Genomic DNA, 21,969 nt, shown 5'->3' with positions numbered 1-21,969 from the left:
TATGCCGATGAATCTTATGGTTCGGTAAAGGTTTTTCGCAGTTTGCCTCATATTACCAGTATAAAGTGACATTTGTGATCACACGAGAAAAAAGTGTGATCACAAAATCTGGTGAATATGCGAATCCCCAACAAAATATGAGGAGGCTTAGCCGTTTTGCGCGGCGAGTCTCATGAGGTGCGACTCAAGTTCGAGACACATTGTAATCGTTTGATCCGTCGGATCATAGAATGCATTGGCCTCGCAGCCAGATCACAGCGGCATCAACGCCCAATAGTCGAGATCGAGCAGCACATCGGGCAGGTATTTCCCGTCCTCCCCGCGCAGGGCAAAGGGATCGCCGCCTTTGGTCGCCACCAACCGAAGGCGGATTGCGCCGACGCCCGGCGCGTCTGTCTCGGCTTTGTCCAGCACCTCGGACCATGCCCGGACGGTGTCGCCGGACAGGCAGGGGTTGGCATGCGCCCCGCCATTGAGGCCCGCAATCATCTGCGCATTGGCCAACCCGTTGAAGGACAGCGCCCGCGCCATCGAGATCACATGGCCGCCATAGATCAGGCGGCTGCCATCTGGGCGGGCGGAGGTGTCGAAATGCACCTTCGCTGTGTTCTGCCAAAGCCGCGTGGCCATCATATGTTCGGCTTCTTCGATGGTCACGCCATCCACATGGTCGATCTGTTCCCCCACGGTATAATCGCCCCAGCGGTGCGGCTCGCCCGCGAGGGTGAAATCGTAGTTGGAGAAATCCAAACCCTGCGGCACCACCAACTGATCGGGGGTCAGCGCCTTGGGCAGATCGGGGATCACGGTCTCCGGTGCAGGTGCATCCAGATCGCGTTTGCGCACCATCACCCAGCGCACATACTCCAGCACGGTTTCATTCCGCTGGTTCACGCCGGTGGTGCACACATAGACCACGCCGGATTTGCCGTTGGAGTTTTGCTTCAGGCCGATCACCTCGGATTGGCTGCGCAGGGTGTCGCCGGGCCAGACAGGGGCCAGCCATCGCCCTTGGGCATATCCCAGATTGGCCACCGCATTGAGCGAGACATCCGGCACGGTTTTGCCAAAGACGATGTGAAAGGCGATCAGATCATCCAGCGGGCTGGCGGGCAGGCCGCTGTTCTGGGCAAATTGGTCGGACGAATAAAGGGCATGCCGGGCGGGGTAGAGCATATGATAGAGCGCCCGTTCGCCCCCCGACACGGTGCGCGGCACCGCATGGTGCAGGGTTTCGCCCAAGCGGTAGTCTTCGAAAAAGCGCCCTTGGTTTGTCTTGGCCATCAGTGCGCCCCCAACTTGGTCTCGGGGGTATAGGTGCCGTCCACCTCTTTCACCACGGATTGCCCGCAGCGCATGACGCCCGCCTTGTGGTCCCATGTCTGGGTGGGTGATCCGTAAAGTTCCCAGCCTTTGTTCAAGGCATCAGTCACCTTGTGGCAAAAGGCGGATGTGTCCTCTTCGGAGAGGAAGCGATAGAGTTTCATGGCGTTTTCCTTAGCCGAAGGGATTGTAGCCGAGCCAGCTGTGGACAAAGCCGATCACCACCAGCAGCGCCAAGGAGATCGCAAGGAACATGGCGTCCTTGGCGATGCTGCCCTTTTGCGGCGGGGTCCAGCCGGGTTCGGCACGGTTGATCACGACCATTTCGGCCAGCGCCCAGACGAGCAGCCCGCCAAAGAGCACCAGCGAAGGCGTATCGCCATTGACCAGCAGGTGGGCAACCGCCCAGAGCGAAAAGCCGGTCAGCATCGGGTGGCGCATCTTGAAAAAGATCGCCCCTTTTGAAGGGCCGGGGCTGACGAAATAGAGCGCGGCAACCATCAGTAGGTTGTTGATCCCGGTCAGGGCAGACGTGCGGCCCCAGAAGAACGTGCCGTCCCACATCCGGTAGCCGAAGATCATCAGCACGATAGAGAGGCCAATGGCAAGCGCCACAAAGCCCTTGCCCTTGTCTCCAAGGGCCGCGCGTTGGGCGGGGAGGGCGCGTTTGTAGAAATGGGCGGCCACCCAGAGGGCGAGGCCGAGGAAAAGAAGGATCATGGCGGGTTACTCCTGCTGAAGGGCGGCAATTGCCTCCAGTTTTGCCAGTGTTTCGCGGGCAGTTGCAACATGCAGGTTTTCAACGATCCGCCCGTCGACCACCGCAACACCCTGACCGGAGGCTTCGGTTTCCTCAAAAGCGGCGATTTGGCGGCGGGCCAGATCGGCTTCTTCCTCCGAAGGGGAGAAGGCGGCATTGGCCACGTCAAGCTGTGCAGGGTGGATCAGGGTTTTGCCGTCAAAGCCCATGTCGCGGCCCTGATCGCTTTCGACCTTGAGGCCGTCGTCGTCTTTGAAGGCGTTATAGACGCCATCAATAATGGCGATCTGGTGTGCCTTGGCGGCCAGAACGCACAGGCCGAGGCCCGTCATAAGCGGCAGCCGGTCGGAGCGGGTGCGGGTTTGCAGATCTTTGTTGAGGTCATTCGTGCCCATGACCATTGCCTCAAGCCGCGGATGGGCGCCGATGGCACCTGCGTTGAGCATCGCAATCGGCGTTTCCATCATGGCCCACAGTGGGGTGTCGCCGACAAGATCTGCCAATGCATCGAGGTCCGCCGGGCTGCCGACCTTGGGCAGCAGGATCGCATCTGCGTCCATCTTGGCAGCGGCGCGGGCATCGTCAGCGCCCCATTCGGTGTCCAGACCGTTGATACGGATCACCTTGTAACGCGCGCCATAGCCGCCTTCGGCCAGTGCGGCGGCAAGGGTTTCGCGGGCCGATACCTTTTCCTCCGGCGTGACCGCATCTTCGAGATCAAAGATGATCGCATCGCAAGCCAAGGTCCGCGCCTTATCCAGCGCACGGGGCTTGGAGCCGGGGATATAGAGGACAGAACGCAAGGGGCGGGTGATCTTGGGCATGGGCAGCTCCGTTCGAGGGCGCGGATGCGCCGGGTCATAAAATTGCGCACAAAGGGGCATTTCTTTCAGAAAAGTTCAAGCCAAAACGTGCCGCGCTGCAGCAAAAATCAAATCCAACAGGAATCCGGTCGCATCATTAACCTTAATTTCAGTCCTCTGACGCAGGCTTGCCCCGTCGCATTTCGTGGCTTGGGCCAAATCGGCGCGGACGCCGGATCTCCTGAATGGAAGTGCAGACATGTCATAACCGGGCTCGCCCCCAGTTCTGCCGGGAACACCGGACAGGTCAGGAACCGAGGGCGCTGTCTTTTGAATGAAGGCAATGGAATGCAACGTATGGACAAAACTTTGAAATCTATCGGGCTGATCGCCGCTGCGGCGATTTATATGACCGCGGCGACGGATGCATCCGCGCAATCGTCGCGAAACTGTGGGCCGCGCATCGCGGTGGTGGAACGATTGGCCGAAGGGTACGGAGAGACCCGCCAATCCGTGGGCCTTGGTGCAAACAACGCGGTGGTAGAGGTCTTTGCCTCCGAAGAGACCGGCAGCTGGACCATCACCATCACCCGGCCGGGCGGGCTGACTTGTCTGGTGGCCTCGGGCCAAGCCTTTGAAGAGGTGGCAGAGGCGCTGCCGACCAGTGACGAAGACGCCTGAGGCAAACAAAAAACCGTGGAAGCAACAAAGGCGGGCTTTGGCCCGCTTTTTTATGTCAGCCCGTCCCAGATCAGCTTGGATCCGGTAACAACCAGCAACACATAAGTGAGCGCAAAGAACAGCCGCTCTGGCACCAGAACGTGGGCCCGTACGCCCAGCCAAGTGCCCAGAACCGCGAAGGGCGCAAGAATCAGATTGGCCAGAAAGGTCTGCGCAGTGAACATGCCAAGCATGGCATAGGGCACAAATTTGATGATGTTCAAAATCCAGAACAGCAGCACCGTGGTGGCCTGATATTGTGTTTTGTTCAGATCACGGGTGAGCAGGAAAATCGCGGCCGGCGGGCCGCCGGCATGGCTGACGAAGGTGGTGAAGCCGACGACAGTGCCAATCACAAGCCCCGCCCAATCGGGCATGCGCTGCTGCGCCAGACGTATTATCCCGAGCTTGAGCATCATTTGCCACAAGACAAACCCCACCGATACGCCGCCGATCAGAAGCCGGAAGACATCGGGTGAGGCAACACGGTAGAGCGCCGCGCCGAGGATCACGCCGGGTACGCCGCCCAGCACCAAAAGCCGCACGTCCGGCACGCTCCATTTGCGCCAATAGGGTTTGAGCGATCCTGCATCGATCAACATGAGCAGCGGCAGCATCACCCCAAGCGCAAGCCCCGGTTCGATCACCAAAGCCAGCACCGTGGCCGAAGCAAAGGCTGCGCCAGAGCCGAATCCGGCCTTGGACACCCCGGCAAAAACCACCGCCGCGCCTGCGATACATAAAAACCAGAGGTCAAAGGTGATCATGGCGGCGGGACTTCACATTTTTTCGAAAAGGGCCGGAACAAGACCGGCAATGCGGCGTTATGTCCACACTCGGTAACGTTAACTTAGTAACTCTTAGGAGAACAGTACAATGAAACGCTTTCTGACAACAACAGCCGTAGCTCTGACCCTGTCCAGCGCCGCTTTCGCGGGCAGCCATTCGGGCGCGATCACAACTGTAGAAGCTGAGAAAAGCGACTTCTTCGCATCCGACCTGATCGGCATGCGAATCTACAATTCCGAAACAGACATTGACCCCATGACGCCCCTCGCGGATGGCGCGGAACGCGAATGGGATGACATCGGCGAGATCAACGACATCATCATCAGCGAAAATGGCGATGTGCGTGCGGTGATCCTTGGCGTCGGCGGCTTCCTCGGTCTGGGGGAACGCGACGTGAGCGTGTCGATGGACGACATCAAGGTGCTGCGTGAAGAGGGCGACAGCAACGACCGTTTCCTGGTTGTGACAACGTCCAAGGAGATGCTGGAAAAAGCCCCTGCGTTCGAGCGCCAGATTGAGCGTGATATGGAGCAGGCTGCGACCAACATCAAAGCCGAAACTCATGAGATGGCTGAAAGCGCCGAAGCTGAAGCGACGGATCTGAAGCAGGATCTGGTTGCCTCTGCCAATCAAGCGGCAGAAGGCGTCGAGACGCGCATTGATGAAGTCGCCAAGGAAACCGAAGCAGAAGCCGAGCAGCTGACAGCCCAGGCGGACGAGGCGATTGATGCGCCGGTACTGGGCCGCCCGATGGTGGAGCGTGACGGCTTTGAGCCGATGGACATCGAAGTGGCAAAAGCCGACCCGCTGACCGCTGAAAAAATTCAGGGTGCGGCTGTGATGGGCCAGAACGACGAGACTGTTGGCGAAGTTGACGCGCTGGTCCTGACCGACAAGGGCGAAGTGGCCGAAGTTGTCATCAATGTCGGTGGCTTCCTGGGTCTAGGGGAAAAGCCGGTCGCAGTTCCCTTTGAACAGCTGCAGATTCTGCGCGATGCCAATGGTGACGAACTGCGGATCTACATCGACGCCAACGAAGCGGCGTTGAAAGCAAAGCCTGAATACAAAGGCTGATTTGACCCGTTTCGTTTGGGCGCAGGCCCGAACAAAAGGTTAGTATGTTAAAGAGTATGGGCCATCGCATCTGCGGTGGCCCTTTTTTGCGGCGTTTGTGATCACGAAATCTTAACCATCTGCGGCGTTTAAGCCTGTCTTGATCGCGCAACTTGCAGCGCGGCCCGCATTTCGCTATCTCACGCGCAACGTAACCTGGACGGAGACATATCATGGCCAGACCCAAAATCGCGCTCATCGGCGCCGGTCAAATCGGCGGCACCCTAGCCCATCTCGCAGCATTGAAAGAACTCGGCGACGTTGTTCTGTTCGACATCGCGGAAGGCATCCCGGAGGGCAAGGCGCTCGATATCGCAGAATCGGGCCCCTCGGCCAAATTCGACGCCAACATGTCCGGCACCCAAGATTATGCCGACATCGCAGGCGCGGATGTATGCATCGTGACCGCGGGTGTCGCGCGCAAGCCTGGTATGAGCCGCGACGATCTGCTCGGCATCAACCTCAAGGTCATGAAGTCCGTGGGCGAGGGCATTGCCAAACACGCGCCGGACGCCTTTGTGATCTGCATCACCAACCCTCTGGATGCAATGGTTTGGGCGCTGCGCGAATTCTCCGGCCTGCCTCATGAAAAGGTCTGCGGCATGGCAGGCGTTCTGGACAGCGCCCGCTTCCGTCACTTCCTGGCAAGCGAATTTGACGTCTCCATGAAAGACGTCACCGCATTTGTGCTGGGCGGCCATGGCGATACGATGGTGCCGCTGGTGCGCTATTCGACCGTTGCCGGTATCCCGCTGCCGGATCTGGTGAAGATGGGCTGGACCACGCAAGAGAAGCTGGACGCAATTGTGCAGCGGACCCGTGATGGCGGCGCCGAGATTGTTGGCCTGTTGAAAACCGGCTCTGCCTTCTATGCGCCTGCGACATCGGCGATTGAAATGGCGGAAAGCTATTTGAAAGACCAAAAACGCGTGTTGCCTTGCGCGGCCTATGTGGATGGCGCTTACGGCCTCGACGGTTTCTATGTCGGTGTACCGACGGTGATCGGCGCTGGCGGGATCGAACGTGTTGTGGAGATTTCCATGAACAAGGACGAACAGACGATGTTCGACAATTCGGTCAATGCGGTTAAGGGTCTGGTTGAGGCCTGCAAAGGGATCGACGGCAGCTTGAAGTAAGGTCTGCTGCAAGAGATTTGGGAAGGGCGTGCCGTTGGGCGCGCCCTTTTTGTTTGAGTGGGCCCGAAGCAAGGCGCGGCCGCCGGGCCATCGTCGGCCCGCCCCACAGGTCGGCGATTTTGATGGGGGCGTGACGGCTGGAGGGGGAGTGTGCGCTTGGCTGCCATAAAGTGCCGAACTGCGATGTTTGATCGCCCACCCGCGAGCCGCCGATAGCCCTTTATGCCAATCTCAGGATTGTGTGATGCGCCGGAGGACCCAGTGATCTAACCTACGCGCATGCGTGTGTTTGTGACCCTTCTGATATTGCTGGCTCGCCCCGCCTTGGCTTGCGAACTGGCGTTGGTTTTGGCGGTGGATGTCTCTGGCTCGGTTGACCGGAATGAATACCGCATCCAGATGGACGGGCTGGCGGCAGCGCTGTCAGACGGGATCGTGACGGAAGCCTTGGTTGAGCAACAGGCGCGGGTGACGCTGATCCAATGGTCCGGCACCTCGCGGCAGGAACAGACGATCCCCTGGACCGTGATCACAGATTTTTCAGACGTTGCGGTGTTGGCGACACAGGTCGCTCATGCACCACGGCGCTGGCGCAACTATTCAACCGCCATTGGCGAGGCTTTGAACCTGTCTGCACAGGTTTTGGAAGCGGCCTCGGACTGCCGCCGCAAGGTGATCGACGTGTCGGGGGATGGCAAATCCAACGAAGGCATCGCCCCGGCTGATGTACTGCCACAAATGCGGGCCAAGGGCATCATTGTGAACGCTTTGGCCATTGAGACCGATGATACCGACCTTACAGCCTACTTTTTTGAGAATCTCATTTCCGGTGAAGGGGCATTTGTTATAACAGCCAACGGATTTGAGGATTATCCCCCACAGATCCGGCGCAAATTGCAACGTGAAACCACCAAGCAACTGAGTCTTGCCCTTCCATTCGAGTGAGGTTGTGATCACAGTATAATATCGTGTGATCACAAAATGCAAGAATCGCTACTCTTTTGAAAAAAATGTGCGTAGATGCGCCAACAAACCGCGCCCTTACCCCCGCTAGACCCGTGACAGGCCGCAAAAAAACGCTATCACTGGGGTAACCAACAGCAAAGGACCTGTGCCATGGCCGATGTAAACCGGGGCAACCGCCCGCTGTCGCCTCATTTGACGATCTACCGACCGCAACTGACGTCGATGTCATCCATCCTGACCCGGATCACCGGCAATGCGATGCTGGTGGCGGCGTTGCTGATTGTCTGGTGGTTTCTGTCTGCGGCAACTTCGCCGGCCTATTTCGACGTTGTGAACGGGCTGCTGACCAGCTGGTTTGGCGATCTGGTCATGTTCTTCTCGGTGCTGGGACTTTGGTACCACACGCTGGCCGGGGTACGGCACCTGATCTGGGACAACGGTTATGCGTTGGACATCCCGACCGCCGAAAAACTGGGCTGGGCCGTGATTTTTGGGTCTATCCTGCTCACCCTGATCACTGTTGTGATCGTTTAAGGAGGTCTGGGAAATGGCATATCTTACCGACCGCAAACGCGCCCGTGGCCTTGGCTCTGCCAAAACCGGCACGGCGCATTTCTGGGCCATGAAGGTCAGCTCTGTTGCGCTGCTGATCCTCATTCCGTTCTTTGTGTTCACCTTTGGGTCGGCGCTGGGCGGAAGCTATGAGGAGATCCTTGCCTATTACAGCCGCCCGTTCCCGGCGATTGTGGCGGCCCTGACCATCCTGGTGGGCTTTAAACATTTCAATGATGGCGTGCAGGTTCTGATCGAGGACTATGTGCATGGCACCAGCCAGAAAGTGGCGATCATCCTGATGACCTGCCTGAGCTACGGCGCAGCGGCGGTTGGCGTTTTTGCCATTGCCAAGCTGGCGCTCTGATCCAAACATTCCCACGGGAGACCGAATAATGGCCGCATATGAATATGAAACCCACGAATATGACGTGGTTGTGGTGGGTGCCGGCGGGGCCGGTTTGCGCGCAACCCTCGGGATGGCGGAGCAAGGGCTGCGCACGGCCTGTGTGTCCAAAGTGTTTCCCACCCGCTCGCACACCGTTGCGGCGCAGGGCGGGATTGCCGCCAGCCTGAGCAACATGGGCCCGGACAACTGGCAGTGGCACATGTATGACACGGTCAAAGGCTCTGACTGGCTGGGCGACACGGACGCGATGGAATATCTGGCGCGTGAAGCGCCCAAGGCGGTTTACGAGCTGGAGCATTACGGCGTGCCGTTCTCGCGCACCGAAGAGGGCAAGATCTACCAGCGCCCCTTTGGCGGGCATACCACCGAATTTGGCGAAGGCCCCCCCGTGCAGCGCACCTGCGCTGCGGCGGACCGGACCGGCCATGCGATCCTGCATACGCTCTATGGTCAGTCGCTGAAAAACAACGCGGAATTCTACATCGAATACTTCGCCATTGACCTGATCATGTCCGACGATGGCGTGTGTCAGGGGGTGCTGTGCTGGAAGCTGGATGATGGCACCATGCACCTGTTCAGTGCCAAGATGGTTGTGCTGGCTACCGGCGGCTATGGCCGCGCCTATTTCAGCGCCACCTCGGCCCATACCTGCACCGGCGACGGTGGCGGCATGACGGCCCGTGCGGGGCTGCCGCTTCAGGATATGGAGTTTGTGCAGTTCCACCCGACCGGGATCTACGGCGCGGGCTGCTTGATCACCGAAGGGGCGCGGGGCGAAGGTGGATACCTGACCAACTCCGAAGGGGAGCGGTTCATGGAACGCTATGCGCCGACCTACAAGGATCTGGCGTCACGTGACGTGGTGAGCCGCTGCATGACCATGGAAATCCGCGAAGGGCGCGGCGTGGGCGAGAATGGCGATCACATCCATCTGCACCTCAACCACCTGCCGCCGGAAACGCTGGACCTGCGCCTGCCGGGCATCTCCGAAAGCGCGCGCATCTTTGCCGGTGTGGACCTGACCAAAGAACCGATCCCGGTTCTGCCGACCGTACACTACAACATGGGCGGTATTCCGACGAACTATTGGGGTGAGGTTCTGGCACCAACCAAGGACAGCCCCGATGCAATCTCGCCGGGCCTGATGGCCGTGGGCGAGGCGGGCTGTGCCTCCGTGCATGGGGCGAACCGTTTGGGCTCAAACTCGCTGATTGACCTTGTGGTCTTTGGCCGCGCCGCTGCGATCCGTGCAGCCGAGATCGTCGATCCGAAAACCGCAGTGCCGACGCCAAATCAGGCTTCGGTTGATGCGGCCTTTGATCGCTTTGACGGGCTGCGCCATGCCAAGGGCGGCGTGCCCACTGCCGAGCTGCGCCTTGAGATGCAAAAAACCATGCAGGCCGATGCGGCGGTGTTCCGCACCGACAAGACGCTGGAAGAGGGCCGCCAAAAGATGGTCGCCGTGGCCGACAAGATGGCCGATCTGCACGTCACGGACCGATCGCTGGTGTGGAACTCCGATCTGATGGAAACGCTGGAATTGACCAACCTGATGCCAAATGCGGTGGCCACCATCACCGCAGCGGCGGCGCGTAAGGAAAGCCGGGGTGCGCACGCCCATGAGGATTATCCTGATCGTGACGACAAGAAGTGGCGCAAGCACAGCCTGTGCTGGTTTGACGGGAACAAGGCCAAGTTGGGCGACCGGCCTGTGCACCTTGATCCGCTGACCCAGCAGGATGAGGGCGGTATCGACCTCAAGAAAATCGCACCCAAGGCGCGGGTGTACTAAGCCGATGCGTCTGGTGGCCCTTGTTCTTTGCGCGGCAACGCTGGCGGCCTGCACCGAGGTGGAGCAGGCCGTGGACAACACCGCGCGGCGCGGGGCCAAAGGGGTGGTGACAGAAACCCTTGCCACCCGTTTCCCGCAGGTGCCCAAGGAGCTGATCACGCCCTTCACCGATTGCATCATCGACAATTCCTCGGCCCTTGAGATCCGCGAATATGCCAAAGCGGCCGTGGTGGGTGTGGATGATGGCACCGTGGAAACTGTGCGCACTGTGTTGGGACGGCCTGAGACCGCCGCCTGTTTGCAGGCCAGGGTGCTGGCTTCCGCCGCCACGTAAGGCGGTCAAGAATTTACATCCTGCGCCCCGGCGCAGGGTCAAGTGAAACGCCCCAAGGGGCAGATGAGATTGAAACAGGAGACGCGAAATGGTTCAGCTGACGCTCCCCAAAAACTCCCGCATGACCAGCGGGAAGACATGGCCCAAGCCGCAAGGCGCCACCAATCTGCGTGAGTTCCAGATTTACCGCTGGAACCCCGATGACGGCAAAAACCCGGCCATCGACACCTATTTTGTGGATATGGACAGCTGCGGACCCATGATTTTGGACGCGCTGATCAAGATCAAGAACGAGATTGATCCAACGCTGACCTTCCGCCGATCCTGCCGTGAGGGGATCTGCGGATCCTGTGCGATGAACATCGACGGGATCAACACGCTGGCCTGTACCTACGGCATGGAAGAGATCAAAGGCGTGGTCAAAATCTATCCGCTGCCGCATATGCCGGTGGTCAAGGATTTGATCCCGGATCTGAACCACTTCTATGCGCAGCACGCCAGCATCCAGCCCTGGCTTGAGACCGACACGCCCGCCCCGGCAAAGGAATGGAAGCAGTCCATTGATGATCGTGCCAAGCTGGACGGTCTTTATGAGTGTATCATGTGCGCCTGCTGTTCCACCTCTTGCCCAAGCTATTGGTGGAACGGCGACCGCTACCTTGGGCCAGCGGCCTTGCTGCATGCCTATCGCTGGATCATTGACAGCCGCGATGAGGCCACGGGCGAGCGTCTGGACGATCTGGAAGATCCGTTCAAACTGTATCGCTGCCACACGATCATGAACTGCGCCAAGACTTGCCCCAAGGGTTTGAACCCCGCAGCAGCGATTGCGAAGATCAAGAAACTGATGGTCGAACGCACCGTTTGATCCAGACTGATCCCAGCCCCCATGGGGGCTGGTTTTGCCTATGCCCCTGTTCATTGCCCTTGTGATTGCTGTGATCGTCGTTGCCATCGTGGCGCGGCGCAATGCGGGCACGCGCCTGTGTCGCTGGCGCGAAGACCGGGCAGGCAGCAAGGGCGCATTGGTCAAATACAATTGCATCAACTGCGGGGCAGAGGCCTTTCGCAGCACCGGCAAGCCGGACCGCTGTCTGAGCGGGCAACCCAAAACGGGTTTGTGAGCAAGGCCAAGATCTGACCCAGCGTCCGGCTCGACAGAGAGCTGTGATCCTGCTTACCTAACGGCAAAGCGGGGGATCAAATGAGCAACACCAATTTCAAAGCGGACGTGATCATTGTCGGTGCGGGGCTGGCCGGTATGGTGGCCGCGCATGAGGCGGTGCAGCGGGGCCGCAAGGTTCTGCTGCTGGACCAGGAGGCGCCGCAATCCCTGGGCGGTCAGGCGTTCTGGTCGCTTGGCGGTTTGTTCATGGTCGACACCCCCGAGCAACGCCGTTTGGGCATCAAGGACAGCCCCGAACTGGCGCTGAGCGACTGGATGGGATCGGCGCAGTTTGACCGCGCTGAGGATGCCAATCCCCGCGCTTATGCCGAAGGGTTCATTGACTGGGCTGCAGGCGGCATGCGGCAGTGGTGTTATGATCTGGGCATGCGGTGGTTTCCGGTGGTGGGCTGGGCCGAACGCGGGGGCGAGCAGGCCCACGGGCATGGCAATTCGGTGCCGCGGTTTCACATCACATGGGGCACCGGCACCGGCGTTGTGGCCCCCTTTGCCAAGCGGATGACGGAATATGCCGCGCAAGGCAGCCTGCAACTGGGGTTCCGGTATCGGGTCACGGATTTGACCACCAGCGATGGCAGGGTCACGGGACTGCGCGGCGATATTTTGGAAAACAGCACCGAGGCGCGGGGCAAAAGCACCACGCGGGAGGTCATCGGCAGCTTTGAACACAGCGCCGATGCGGTGGTACTGACCACGGGCGGGATTGGCGGCAATCATGACGTGGTGCGCAAACACTGGCCCGCAGATCGGCTTGGCCCGGCGCCGGACGTGATGGTTGCGGGTGTGCCTGATTACGTCGACGGCAAGATGCATGGGATCGCGGCCAAGGCGGGCGCGGGCCTGATCAACGAAGACCGGATGTGGCATTATTGCGAGGGGCTGCAAAACTGGGATCCGATCTGGCCCAATCATGGTATTCGCATTTTGCCCGGTCCGTCCTCGCTTTGGTTTGATGCCAAGGGCGACCGGATGGAAGCGCCGTATTTGCCGGGTTTTGACACCCTTGGCACGTTGAAACGCATTTTGAGCGCGGGCCAGCATTCGTGGTTTATCCTGACCCAAAAGATCATCGAAAAGGAATTTGCCCTGTCCGGGTCGGAGCAGAACCCGGACCTGACTGATGGTGGCTGGCGCGATGTTTTGAAGGCCCGATTGGGCAAGGGGGCCACACCTGCGGTAGAGGCATTCAAGAAAAACGGTGCGGATTTCATCGTCGCGGATGATCTGGAAACGCTGGTGGCGGGGATGAACCGGCTGACCCCCGATGCGCCGGTGGTGCTGGATCATATCCGGGGGCAAATCGCCGCGCGGGATCTGCAACTGACAAATCCTTTTGCCAAGGATGCGCAAATCACCGCCATTCGCGGCGCACGCAACTATCGCGGCGACAAATTGATCCGCACGGCCAAACCCCATGCGATCCTTGATCCGGAAAACGGGCCGCTCATTGCGGTGCGGCTGAATATCCTGACGCGGAAATCGCTGGGCGGGTTGCACACGGATATGCAAGGCAGGGTTCTGACGCCCAAGGGCGATGTTCTGGAGGGGCTTTATGCCGCCGGAGAGGTCTGCGGTTTTGGCGGGGGCGGCTATCATGGGTACAACGCCCTTGAGGGGACGTTTCTGGGCGGTTGCCTGTATTCAGGGCGCATCGCGGGGCAGAACGCCTGAGCAGGCTTTACAGCTGTGTATGGCTGCGGCAACGTCGGTCAAACATCGGGAGGATGCCAGATGATCACCACACCTATTGATGCCGAAGCCCGCCGCACGATCAAACCGGTGATCTGCTATCCTGTCGAGACCCTGCCGCAGCCGGATATGGCACTGCTGACGCGGGCGCGGCAGGATCTGCGCAAAACGGGTGAGGCACTGGTACAGCCCCGTGATGCGGCGACGTTCACCGTGCCTGCCGGGCATTTTTTTCGCATCACCTCGGTTGAAGGATCGCAGGTGGGGGATCTGAACCTGTGGAACGCCAATGATCTGAACGAACGGTTCTATTCTGGCAAGACCCGCGCTTTGCATGGCACCCATATCACCACGGGAGAGCGGATGTGGTCCTCTTTTCCGGGCATGCGGCCTATGGCGACGATCAGCCATGATACGCTGGGGTGGTACGGGATAGATGCCTATGGGGGGGCGGTGCATGACGTGATTGGCACCCGTTGCGATCCTTATACGCATAACTTGTTGAAAGGCGGGCAATATCACCATTGCTGCCATTCCAATCTGACCCGTGCCATGGCCGCGCATCTGGGTGTGCCTGTGCAAGAGGCAGAACCCTTGGTGCATGACGTGTTGAACGTGTTCATGTGTACCGGGTTTACCCACGACACGGGGCAGTATTTCATGAAAGCCAGCCCGGTGCGGCCCGGCGACTATCTGGAATTCTTTGCCGAGATGGATCTTCTTGGCGCGCTCAGCGCCTGTCCCGGTGGGGATTGTTCGGCAGAACATTCCTCAGACGTGGCCGCCTGCTACCCGTTGTTGGTAGAGGTGTTTGCGCCGAAGGACGGGGGGCTGGACGGTTGGACCCCTCCGCCCGTCAATGGCTATGACCGCAGTCATGGCGCATGACCAGCGGTGCCGGGCGAAAAAGACCCTAAGCGAACGCTGCTTCAAGAGCGATCTCGACCATATCGCCAAAGGTCTTTTCACGATCTTCTGACGGCAGCGCCTCACCGGTCTGCAAATGGTCCGAGACCGTCAGAACCGCGAGTGCGCGGCGACCATGACGGGCGGCCAAGGTGTAAAGCTCCGCCGCCTCCATCTCCACGCCCAGAATACCGTGGCGCACCATTTGTTCGTCCAGATCGGGGCGTTCGGCATAAAACACATCTGAGGAATAGATTCCGCCGACATGGGTTTTGCATCCTTTGCCTTCCGCTGCCGCCACAGCGGCCCGCAGTAATGACCAATCGGCGGTTGGGGCATAGTTCACTTCTTTGAAAATGCCGGAAGATGGCGATGTGATGGTGCTGGCGGTCATGGCGATGATCACGTCGCGTATACCCACCTGCGGCTGCATTCCGCCGCATGACCCGATGCGGATCAGGGTTTTGGCGTCATAATCGCGAATCAGCTCATTGGCGTAGATCGACAGCGAAGGCATGCCCATGCCGGACCCTTGGATGGTCACGCGGTTGCCTTTCCATGTGCCGGTAAAGCCAAGCATGCCGCGCACTTCGTTGACCAGTTCGGCCCCCTCAAGAAAGGTCTCAGCCGCCCATTTGGCGCGGTAAGGATCGCCGGGCATGAGGACGGTTTCTGCGATTTCGCCGGGCTTGGCTCCGATATGGACGGTCATTGGAATCTCCGCTTTTGACAGGGGTGTAACCTGCCTTTCCGGGGGCGCGGGGGCAAGTGGATTGTCAAATCAGAGGCGTGCAAAAGGCCGGCTGCGTTGGGCCGGCCTTTTTCTATTATTGCCTATAAGGGAGAAGAATTGCGCCCTTTGAATTGTAGTGGAATTCGGAATGCAATTAGGAGGCGTTATAATTCTCCATTAAGGTGTATTAACTTCCAATGCGCATCGTTTCAGGCGCAATTCCGCTTTCAACCGCTGCGCGATACCAATTGGGCTGTCGCCCTTTTCCCGTCCATGTTTGAGTGGCATCCTCGGGGTTGGCATATTGCGGTTTGCCCTTCTTGGCGGGCGCTTTTGCTTTGGCTTTGCGCGGCTTTGAGGCACCTTTGATTTCAGAGGACAACTCATTGAGAGAAAAGCCATATTCGGCGGCGGCTTTCTCGGCTGCTTTGCGGGCTTTGGCGCGGTCACGGGCGCGGGCATTTGCCAGTGCTTTCTTCGCGTCGGCAACCAGCTTTTCCAATTCTTTGGAACTCAGTGATTTCAGATCGATTTTCATGTGTGAAGGTCCATTTCCTAATTCGGAGATGGACCTACACTAATTGCGGAAAGATTAAAATGATATTGAAATGAGCGGCGGTTTATTCTGCTGCGACCGCTTCGGGATCGGCAAGGGTGACGATGTCGCCCATAATCACGTTCAATTCAAAATCCTTGGGCGTATAGACCCGCGCAACACCCATGGCAGAAAGTCGGGCGGCGTCATCGTCGGGGATAATACCGCCCACAATCACCGGAATATGGCCCAGACCGGCCTCGCGCATTTGGGTCATCAGGTCTTCGACCAGCGGAATATGTGATCCGGAAAGGATCGACAGGCCGACAACATGGGCCCTGTCCTTTTGCGCCGCCTCGACAATCTCGGCCGGGGTCAGACGGATGCCTTCGTAGGAGATATCCATACCGCAATCGCGGGCGCGGACGGCGATCTGTTCGGCGCCGTTGGAATGGCCATCAAGACCGGGTTTGCCGACGAGGAATTTCAAGCGGCGGCCCAGACGGTCACTAACCGCATCGACGGCACTGCGCAGATCATCCAAGCCCTCGGTCTTGTTCGACTGACCTGTGGCCACGCCGGTTGGCCCGCGATATTCGCCATGCACGGCCCGCATTTGCGCGGCCCATTCACCGGTGGTTACGCCCGCTTTGGCGGCGGCAATCGACGGCTCCATCACGTTGCGACCCTCGGCGGAAGCGGCCCGCAGATCGGCCAGCGCGGCCTTGACCGCACTTTCATCCCGCTCGGCCCGCCATTGGTTCAACCGGTCGATCTGTTCGGCCTCCACCGCAGGATCCACAACCATGATGCCGCCATCACCAGTCATAAGCGGGGACGGTTCGCCCTGCTGCCATTTGTTGACGCCCACCACCACGGTTTCGCCGGCCTCGATCCGGCCAAGGCGTTCGGCGTTGCTTTCGACCAGACGGCCTTTCATATAGTCGATGGCGGAAATAGCGCCGCCCATACCGTCAAGATTGGCCAATTCGGCACGCGCCCCGTCTTTGAGCATCTCGACTTTGGCATCCACAGCCGGGTTGCCGTCAAACAGATCGTCAAATTCGAGCAGATCGGTTTCATAGGCCAGGATCTGTTGCATCCGCATTGACCATTGCTGATCCCAGGGGCGGGGCAGGCCAAGTGCCTCATTCCAAGCGGGCAATTGCACGGCGCGGGCGCGGGCCTTTTTGGAAAGTGTCACGGCCAGCATTTCGATCAGAATGCGGTAGACATTGTTTTCGGGCTGCTGTTCGGTCAGGCCAAGCGAATTGACCTGCACACCATAGCGGAAACGGCGGTATTTGGGATCCTGCACGCCATATCGTGTTTCGAGAATTTCATCCCACAGATCGACAAAGGCCCGCATTTTGCACATTTCGGTCACGAAACGGATGCCTGCGTTCACAAAAAACGAGATACGCCCTGCAAGTGCGGGAAAATCTTCCGCCGGGACGCGCGGCTTGAGCGCATCGAGAACGGCGGTCGCGGTGGCAAGGGCAAAGGCTAGTTCCTGTTCGGGCGTCGCACCGGCTTCTTGCAGGTGATAGGAACAGACGTTCATCGGGTTCCATTTCGGCACGTTGGTATAGCAGTATTCAGCCACATCCGCGATCATCCGCAGCGACGGGGCAGGCGGGCAGATATAGGTGCCCCGGCTGAGGTATTCCTTGATCAGGTCGTTCTGCACCGTCCCCTGCAGTTTCGACACGTCCGCGCCCTGTTCCTCAGCCGCAGCGATATAGAGGGCCAAAAGCCATGGCGCGGTGGCGTTGATTGTCATGGAGGTGTTCATCTGCTCCAGCGGGATGTCTTTGAACAGCATCCGCATATCGCCCAAATGGCTGACCGGCACGCCCACTTTGCCAACCTCGCCGCGCGACAGCACGTGATCGCTGTCATATCCGGTCTGGGTGGGCAGATCGAATGCCACGGACAGGCCGGTTTGTCCCTTGGCCAGATTGGCCCGATAAAGCGCATTGGACGCCGCAGCGGTGGAGTGGCCCGCATAGGTCCGGATCAACCAGGGGCGATCTGTCTTGGGTGCTGCGGATGCATCTTTGTGGTCGGTCTTTGGGTCTGACATGGTGGGCCTCGCTGAATCGGTCGGGCAATATTCTTGCGTTTGATTGTGTTTACGGGACATTTTATACCAATGTCAATTCGCTGCAATGCGGCATGTGCCGGTGCAGCATCTTTTTTCCGCAATGCCCACAATAGCCGCAAAACCGCCGGTGTTTTGGTGATCAAGCCCCGCACATCTTGCAGATTGATATTGTTCTTGTGTGCAGGCACTGCGAATGTGCGGACATGAACCAGACGGTGCAGCTGCCACTTTGGCTATTTATCCTGATTTTGCTGTTTGCGGCGGTGACGGCGCTGAGCCATTTTCTGTTGCCGTCTGTGCGCTGGTTCTTTCGGCGGCGGCTGGAAAGGGCGGTTGCACGGCTGAATACCCGGCTCAAGCGGCCGATTGAGCCGTTCAAGCTGGCGCGGCGCTATGACATGATCCAACGGTTGATCTATGATCCCGAAGTGACCCGCGAAATTGTGGTCTATGCCCGCGAAAACGGGGTGCCTGAGAACGTGGCCTTTCAAAAGGCCCGCGATTATGCCCGCGAAATTGTGCCCAGCTTTTCGGCCTTTGCCTATTTCAGCTTTGGCATTCGGGTGGCGCGGCTGCTGGTGAATGCGGTGTACCGGATCAAAACCGCCGACAGCAACGACCGGATCTTTGATGCAATCCCCGAGGAAGCCACGATCGTCTATGTGATGAACCACCGGTCCAACATGGATTATGTGCTTGTCACCTATTTGGCGGCGCGGGAATCTGCGCTGGCTTATGCTGTGGGAGAATGGGCGCGGGTTTGGCCACTGAGCCGGTTGATCAAATCCATGGGAGCCTATTTCATCCGGCGCAAATCGCGCGGGGCGCTTTATCGCAAGGTTTTGGCCCGTTACGTGCAGATGGCGACAGCGGGCGGCGTCAATCAGGCGATGTATCCCGAAGGCGGGCTGAGCCTGAATGGAAAGTTGCAGCCGCCTCGGATGGGCTTGCTGTCTTATGTGGCGGATGGGTTTGAACCCGAGGGCGAGCGGGACGTGGTGCTGGTTCCGGTTGCGATCAACTATGACCGGGTGCTCGAAGACACGGTGCTGATCGCCGCTGACCAACGGGGCGACCGGCGGTTCGGGGCGCGGATCACTGTGGTCTTGCGGTTTGTGCTGCGCAAGCTGTGGCAGCGGCTGACCCGGCAGGAAACCCGGTTTGGTATGGCGGCTGTGGCCTTTGGCACGCCAATGTCGCTGCGCGAGGCGGGACCGGATGCCAGTATCGAACAGATCTCCGAAGACCTGATGGAACGCATCTCTCAGACCATGCCGGTGTTGTCGGTGCCGGTGGTGGCCTATGCCCTGTTGGAACAAACCGGGGGCTATCGCCCTGATGCGTTGCAAGCGCGGGTTGGCGCCTTGCTTGAGATGGTGCCGCAGGCCAACCGGGTGATCAAAGCCGATGCAATTGATTTTGAGCTGGGCCGCGCGATTGCCGGGCTGGTGGCGCGGCAAATCATCGAAATGCGGGACGGAAACTGGCATATGGTAGAGGGGCAGGCACCGATCTTGCGATTTTATGCCAACTCCATTGCGCATTTCCTGCCCGAGAATGCTGCACTTGCACAGGAAATTTCTGCACCCGCTGGGTCATAAAGTTTCAAAAAGTGCCGTTCAGAGGTTGCATTGTTTCGCGCTCGCCAATATTCCATGGGCAAGCGATTTGATTCTGCATCGCGGCAAAACGCAAAGAAACGCAACGCAAAGACCAGCCGACAGGAGGCCCCTCATGGCACTCGATACATCCATCGCGCAGTACGACGCACCGGAAAAAGATCTCTATGAATTGGGCGAGATGCCCCCGATGGGCCATGTCCCAAAGCAGATGTACGCATGGGCCATCCGCCGCGAGCGTCACGGCGATCCCGATACCGCCATGCTGCAAGAGGTGGTTGATGTGCCGCAGCTGGACAGTCATGACGTGTTGGTCTTGGTGATGGCTGCAGGCATCAACTACAACGGTGTCTGGGCCGCGCGCGGCGTGCCGATCAGCCCTTTTGACGGCCACAAGCAGCCCTACCACATTGCCGGTTCCGATGCCTCGGGTATCGTTTGGGCCGTAGGTGACAAGGTCAAGCGCTGGAAGGTGGGTGATGAGGTGGTGATCCACTGCAACCAGGATGATGGCGATGATGAGGAATGCAACGGCGGCGATCCGATGTATTCCCCAAGCCAGCGGATCTGGGGCTACGAGACACCGGACGGTTCATTCAGCCAGTTCACCCGCGTTCAGGCACAGCAGCTCATGCCGCGCCCCAAGCATCTGACATGGGAAGAGAGCGCGTGCTACACGCTGACGCTGGCCACCGCTTACCGGATGCTGTTCGGCCATGAGCCGCATGATCTGAAGCCCGGCCAGAACGTGCTGGTCTGGGGTGCGTCGGGTGGTCTTGGCTCTTATGCGATCCAGCTGATCAATACGGCGGGTGCGAATGCGATCGGTGTGATCTCTGACGAAAGCAAGCGCGACTTTGTGATGGATCTGGGCGCCAAGGGCGTGTTGAACCGCAAGGATTTCAATTGCTGGGGCCAGCTGCCCACGGTGAACACGCCGGAGTATGCCGAATGGTTCAAAGAGGCGCGCAAATTCGGCAAGGCGATCTGGGACATCACCGGCAAGGGCGTCAATGTCGACATGGTGTTTGAACACCCCGGCGAAGCGACCTTCCCTGTGTCCACCTTCGTGGTGAAGAAGGGCGGCATGGTTGTGATCTGTGCGGGCACCTCGGGTTTCAACCTGACGTTTGACGTGCGCTACATGTGGATGCACCAGAAGCGTTTGCAGGGCAGCCACTTTGCCCACCTCAAGCAAGCCTCGGCTGCCAACAACCTGATGTTGGAGCGCCGCCTTGATCCGTGCATGTCCGAAGTGTTCACATGGGCCGATCTGCCCGAAGCGCACATGAAGATGATGCGCAACGAACATAAGCCGGGCAATATGTCTGTGCTCGTGCAGGCGCCGACAACCGGCCTGCGCACATTGGAAGACGCGCTCGACGCTCGTTAACCTCCGGTTAGCGATAAATTGAAAACAATGGCCTGTGGATCGGACGACGATTCGCAGGCCATTTTTGTATTCTGGATCAATGCTTTGGGATTTGAGCGGTCACATCATGGTGAGATAACAAGTTGACGCTGCGTAAGCTTGGCGTGGTGCAACCCTGAGCTGTGCAAATCCGCTGTTCATATTTGAGGGGACGTGTAAGATGCAAACGGATTGGATTTTAGATGTTCTGGCCGACTTAAGAACTTTTGCGATATCCAGTGATTTGCCGAAATTGGCGGCAAAGCTGGACGACAGTGCAATAGTTGCCATGGCCGAAATATCAGCATTGCAAGAAAGACGCCTTATTTCAGGTCATGATAACGACAAAGAAATTGAACCCCGTCCTCAAGGCATTGGCCCGCGCTGACACGATTGAGGATCTCAAAGACGCCTGTATCGAATTGCGTGACTTGCTGCAGATCGATCATGTCTCCTATTTTTGTTTTGGCCCCGGTGATGGGCTTTATGGCTATGCGACCTATTCGATGGAATGGAAGGCCCGCTATGCGCAGCAACAATATATGCGCATCGATCCGGTGCTGATCGGCGGCAATTCCCGATTTGAACCGTTCAACTGGAACGATCTGGACTGGAGTGCAAAACCGGCCCGCAAATTCCGTGTCGAGGCGGCGATGCATGGTGTCGGAACGCAGGGGTATTCGGTGCCTGTGCGCGGGCCCAAAGGGCAATTCGCATTGTTTTCGGTCAATCACTCTTGCGAGGATGCGGAATGGGCCGCTTTCACGCGTAAGCATCAGAACAGTTTTATCCTGCTGTCGCACTATTTTAACCAGAAGGCGCTGGAGGTGGTGGCGAACCTGGACGAAAAGCCGACCAAGGCGCTGTCGCCGCGCGAATTGGACGCGATGACGCTGTTGGCGCGGGGGCTCAGCCGGGCAGAGGTTGCCAAAGATCTGGACATTTCCGAGCACACGCTGCGGGTCTATATCGAAAGCGCGCGCAGCAAGTTGAACGCGCAGAATACGACCCATGCAGTGGTGCGTGCGTTAAGCCGGGGATTGATCGTCGCCTGACCGATCGGGGGCGAGAAACCGATTCAAGTTC

Annotated in this window: 24 protein-coding genes; 16 read left to right on the top strand and 8 right to left on the bottom strand. The window is 58.8% G+C overall.

Features of this window, described 5'->3' with window-relative positions:
• Positions 1-252 precede the first annotated feature (252 nt).
• The 4 genes from K3754_RS14805 to K3754_RS14790 are packed head-to-tail and all read right to left on the bottom strand — an operon-like array spanning position 253 to position 2,907.
• Positions 253-1,284 carry a MaoC family dehydratase gene (locus K3754_RS14805; protein WP_259938254.1) on the bottom strand — a complete coding sequence of 344 codons (1,032 nt, stop codon included), beginning with the start codon at positions 1,282-1,284 and terminating at the stop codon, positions 253-255.
• Positions 1,284-1,487 (bottom strand): DUF1737 domain-containing protein, encoded by a 204-nt coding sequence (locus tag K3754_RS14800; protein WP_025046601.1) that lies wholly within the window; start codon positions 1,485-1,487, stop codon positions 1,284-1,286. The genes K3754_RS14805 and K3754_RS14800 overlap by 1 nt, the downstream gene beginning before the upstream one ends.
• Positions 1,488-1,497: 10 nt before the next feature.
• Positions 1,498-2,043, bottom strand: a complete 546-nt coding sequence (locus K3754_RS14795; protein ID WP_259938251.1) for an NnrU family protein — start codon at positions 2,041-2,043, stop codon at positions 1,498-1,500.
• Between the two features lie 6 nt (positions 2,044-2,049).
• Positions 2,050-2,907, bottom strand: coding sequence for a CoA ester lyase (locus tag K3754_RS14790; RefSeq protein ID WP_259938249.1), 858 nt, complete (start codon positions 2,905-2,907; stop codon positions 2,050-2,052).
• A 327-nt stretch (positions 2,908-3,234) separates the two neighbouring features.
• Between K3754_RS14790 and K3754_RS14785 the strand changes: the two genes are divergently transcribed.
• Positions 3,235-3,567 (top strand): hypothetical protein, encoded by a 333-nt coding sequence (locus K3754_RS14785; protein WP_409202358.1) that lies wholly within the window; start codon positions 3,235-3,237, stop codon positions 3,565-3,567.
• A gap of 50 nt (positions 3,568-3,617) precedes the next feature.
• On the opposite strand, the gene K3754_RS14780 is transcribed toward K3754_RS14785, so the two are convergent.
• Entirely contained in the window at positions 3,618-4,373 is a 756-nt protein-coding gene (locus tag K3754_RS14780) for a sulfite exporter TauE/SafE family protein (RefSeq protein WP_259938246.1), read from the bottom strand.
• A 109-nt stretch (positions 4,374-4,482) separates the two neighbouring features.
• Between K3754_RS14780 and K3754_RS14775 the strand changes: the two genes are divergently transcribed.
• The 11 genes from K3754_RS14775 (at position 4,483) to K3754_RS14725 (ending at position 14,460) form a co-directional block, all read left to right on the top strand.
• Positions 4,483-5,469 carry a PRC-barrel domain-containing protein gene (locus K3754_RS14775; protein ID WP_259938245.1) on the top strand — a complete coding sequence of 329 codons (987 nt, stop codon included), beginning with the start codon at positions 4,483-4,485 and terminating at the stop codon, positions 5,467-5,469.
• A gap of 212 nt (positions 5,470-5,681) precedes the next feature.
• Positions 5,682-6,644, top strand: coding sequence for a malate dehydrogenase (gene mdh / locus K3754_RS14770; RefSeq protein ID WP_203210377.1), 963 nt, complete (start codon positions 5,682-5,684; stop codon positions 6,642-6,644).
• 279 nt (positions 6,645-6,923) lie between these two features.
• On the top strand, positions 6,924-7,589 hold the full coding sequence (locus tag K3754_RS14765; protein WP_259938244.1) for a DUF1194 domain-containing protein: 666 nt from the start codon (positions 6,924-6,926) through the stop codon (positions 7,587-7,589).
• Between the two features lie 171 nt (positions 7,590-7,760).
• On the top strand, positions 7,761-8,144 hold the full coding sequence (gene sdhC / locus K3754_RS14760; protein WP_203210379.1) for a succinate dehydrogenase, cytochrome b556 subunit: 384 nt from the start codon (positions 7,761-7,763) through the stop codon (positions 8,142-8,144).
• A gap of 13 nt (positions 8,145-8,157) precedes the next feature.
• On the top strand, positions 8,158-8,529 hold the full coding sequence (gene sdhD, locus K3754_RS14755) for a succinate dehydrogenase, hydrophobic membrane anchor protein (protein WP_025046592.1): 372 nt from the start codon (positions 8,158-8,160) through the stop codon (positions 8,527-8,529).
• A gap of 28 nt (positions 8,530-8,557) precedes the next feature.
• Entirely contained in the window at positions 8,558-10,363 is a 1,806-nt protein-coding gene (gene sdhA / locus K3754_RS14750; RefSeq protein ID WP_203210380.1) for a succinate dehydrogenase flavoprotein subunit, read from the top strand.
• A 4-nt stretch (positions 10,364-10,367) separates the two neighbouring features.
• A complete protein-coding gene (locus K3754_RS14745) occupies positions 10,368-10,697 on the top strand; it encodes a hypothetical protein (RefSeq protein ID WP_203210381.1) in 330 nt (109 codons plus the stop codon).
• 88 nt (positions 10,698-10,785) lie between these two features.
• Positions 10,786-11,565 carry a succinate dehydrogenase iron-sulfur subunit gene (locus K3754_RS14740; RefSeq protein ID WP_203198504.1) on the top strand — a complete coding sequence of 260 codons (780 nt, stop codon included), beginning with the start codon at positions 10,786-10,788 and terminating at the stop codon, positions 11,563-11,565.
• Positions 11,566-11,605: 40 nt separating this feature from the next.
• Positions 11,606-11,821, top strand: a complete 216-nt coding sequence (locus K3754_RS14735) for a hypothetical protein (protein WP_203210382.1) — start codon at positions 11,606-11,608, stop codon at positions 11,819-11,821.
• 80 nt (positions 11,822-11,901) lie between these two features.
• Positions 11,902-13,554, top strand: coding sequence for an FAD-binding dehydrogenase (locus K3754_RS14730; RefSeq protein ID WP_259938243.1), 1,653 nt, complete (start codon positions 11,902-11,904; stop codon positions 13,552-13,554).
• Between the two features lie 60 nt (positions 13,555-13,614).
• Positions 13,615-14,460 (top strand): DUF1989 domain-containing protein, encoded by an 846-nt coding sequence (locus K3754_RS14725; protein WP_259938242.1) that lies wholly within the window; start codon positions 13,615-13,617, stop codon positions 14,458-14,460.
• 25 nt (positions 14,461-14,485) lie between these two features.
• Here K3754_RS14725 and deoD read toward each other — a convergent pair whose 3' ends face one another.
• The 3 genes from deoD to K3754_RS14710 all read right to left on the bottom strand — a co-directional run bounded on the left by deoD (position 14,486) and on the right by K3754_RS14710 (position 17,832).
• Entirely contained in the window at positions 14,486-15,190 is a 705-nt protein-coding gene (gene deoD, locus K3754_RS14720) for a purine-nucleoside phosphorylase (protein ID WP_203210385.1), read from the bottom strand.
• Between the two features lie 208 nt (positions 15,191-15,398).
• A complete protein-coding gene (locus tag K3754_RS14715) occupies positions 15,399-15,749 on the bottom strand; it encodes an H-NS histone family protein (RefSeq protein WP_259938240.1) in 351 nt (116 codons plus the stop codon).
• A gap of 82 nt (positions 15,750-15,831) precedes the next feature.
• Positions 15,832-17,832, bottom strand: coding sequence for a protein meaA (locus tag K3754_RS14710; RefSeq protein ID WP_259938238.1), 2,001 nt, complete (start codon positions 17,830-17,832; stop codon positions 15,832-15,834).
• 224 nt (positions 17,833-18,056) lie between these two features.
• Here K3754_RS14710 and K3754_RS14705 point away from each other — a divergent pair, with 224 nt between their 5' ends.
• The 4 genes from K3754_RS14705 (at position 18,057) to K3754_RS14690 (ending at position 21,938) form a co-directional block, all read left to right on the top strand.
• On the top strand, positions 18,057-19,454 hold the full coding sequence (locus K3754_RS14705; RefSeq protein ID WP_259938236.1) for a 1-acyl-sn-glycerol-3-phosphate acyltransferase: 1,398 nt from the start codon (positions 18,057-18,059) through the stop codon (positions 19,452-19,454).
• Between the two features lie 133 nt (positions 19,455-19,587).
• Positions 19,588-20,865, top strand: coding sequence for a crotonyl-CoA carboxylase/reductase (ccrA, locus tag K3754_RS14700; protein WP_203210389.1), 1,278 nt, complete (start codon positions 19,588-19,590; stop codon positions 20,863-20,865).
• A gap of 199 nt (positions 20,866-21,064) precedes the next feature.
• Positions 21,065-21,271, top strand: a complete 207-nt coding sequence (locus K3754_RS14695) for a hypothetical protein (protein WP_259938235.1) — start codon at positions 21,065-21,067, stop codon at positions 21,269-21,271.
• Positions 21,219-21,938, top strand: coding sequence for a LuxR family transcriptional regulator (locus K3754_RS14690; RefSeq protein ID WP_259938233.1), 720 nt, complete (start codon positions 21,219-21,221; stop codon positions 21,936-21,938). Before K3754_RS14695 ends, K3754_RS14690 begins: the two co-directional genes overlap by 53 nt.
• Positions 21,939-21,969 lie beyond the last annotated feature (31 nt).

Origin of the sequence: Sulfitobacter sp. M368, assembly GCF_025141875.1 — a bacterium.
GTDB lineage: Bacteria > Pseudomonadota > Alphaproteobacteria > Rhodobacterales > Rhodobacteraceae > Sulfitobacter > Sulfitobacter mediterraneus_A.
The sequence above is the reverse complement of the archived record's forward strand: the minus strand, read 5'-3'. Positions and strand labels throughout refer to the sequence as shown.

Coding starts and splice junctions, on each gene's coding strand:
- K3754_RS14765 (WP_259938244.1), top strand. CDS start 6,924: ATGCGTGTGTTTGTGACCCTTCTGATATTGCTGGCTCGCCCCGCCTTG.
- K3754_RS14745 (WP_203210381.1), top strand. CDS start 10,368: ATGCGTCTGGTGGCCCTTGTTCTTTGCGCGGCAACGCTGGCGGCCTGC.
- K3754_RS14790 (WP_259938249.1), bottom strand. CDS start 2,907: ATGCCCAAGATCACCCGCCCCTTGCGTTCTGTCCTCTATATCCCCGGC.
- sdhC (WP_203210379.1), top strand. CDS start 7,761: ATGGCCGATGTAAACCGGGGCAACCGCCCGCTGTCGCCTCATTTGACG.
- K3754_RS14795 (WP_259938251.1), bottom strand. CDS start 2,043: ATGATCCTTCTTTTCCTCGGCCTCGCCCTCTGGGTGGCCGCCCATTTC.
- K3754_RS14725 (WP_259938242.1), top strand. CDS start 13,615: ATGATCACCACACCTATTGATGCCGAAGCCCGCCGCACGATCAAACCG.
- sdhD (WP_025046592.1), top strand. CDS start 8,158: ATGGCATATCTTACCGACCGCAAACGCGCCCGTGGCCTTGGCTCTGCC.
- K3754_RS14695 (WP_259938235.1), top strand. CDS start 21,065: ATGCAAACGGATTGGATTTTAGATGTTCTGGCCGACTTAAGAACTTTT.
- K3754_RS14785 (WP_409202358.1), top strand. CDS start 3,235: ATGCAACGTATGGACAAAACTTTGAAATCTATCGGGCTGATCGCCGCT.
- mdh (WP_203210377.1), top strand. CDS start 5,682: ATGGCCAGACCCAAAATCGCGCTCATCGGCGCCGGTCAAATCGGCGGC.
- K3754_RS14740 (WP_203198504.1), top strand. CDS start 10,786: ATGGTTCAGCTGACGCTCCCCAAAAACTCCCGCATGACCAGCGGGAAG.
- K3754_RS14775 (WP_259938245.1), top strand. CDS start 4,483: ATGAAACGCTTTCTGACAACAACAGCCGTAGCTCTGACCCTGTCCAGC.
- K3754_RS14800 (WP_025046601.1), bottom strand. CDS start 1,487: ATGAAACTCTATCGCTTCCTCTCCGAAGAGGACACATCCGCCTTTTGC.
- K3754_RS14735 (WP_203210382.1), top strand. CDS start 11,606: ATGCCCCTGTTCATTGCCCTTGTGATTGCTGTGATCGTCGTTGCCATC.
- K3754_RS14730 (WP_259938243.1), top strand. CDS start 11,902: ATGAGCAACACCAATTTCAAAGCGGACGTGATCATTGTCGGTGCGGGG.
- K3754_RS14805 (WP_259938254.1), bottom strand. CDS start 1,284: ATGGCCAAGACAAACCAAGGGCGCTTTTTCGAAGACTACCGCTTGGGC.
- sdhA (WP_203210380.1), top strand. CDS start 8,558: ATGGCCGCATATGAATATGAAACCCACGAATATGACGTGGTTGTGGTG.
- ccrA (WP_203210389.1), top strand. CDS start 19,588: ATGGCACTCGATACATCCATCGCGCAGTACGACGCACCGGAAAAAGAT.
- K3754_RS14780 (WP_259938246.1), bottom strand. CDS start 4,373: ATGATCACCTTTGACCTCTGGTTTTTATGTATCGCAGGCGCGGCGGTG.
- K3754_RS14690 (WP_259938233.1), top strand. CDS start 21,219: ATGATAACGACAAAGAAATTGAACCCCGTCCTCAAGGCATTGGCCCGC.
- K3754_RS14710 (WP_259938238.1), bottom strand. CDS start 17,832: ATGTCAGACCCAAAGACCGACCACAAAGATGCATCCGCAGCACCCAAG.
- K3754_RS14705 (WP_259938236.1), top strand. CDS start 18,057: ATGAACCAGACGGTGCAGCTGCCACTTTGGCTATTTATCCTGATTTTG.
- deoD (WP_203210385.1), bottom strand. CDS start 15,190: ATGACCGTCCATATCGGAGCCAAGCCCGGCGAAATCGCAGAAACCGTC.
- K3754_RS14715 (WP_259938240.1), bottom strand. CDS start 15,749: ATGAAAATCGATCTGAAATCACTGAGTTCCAAAGAATTGGAAAAGCTG.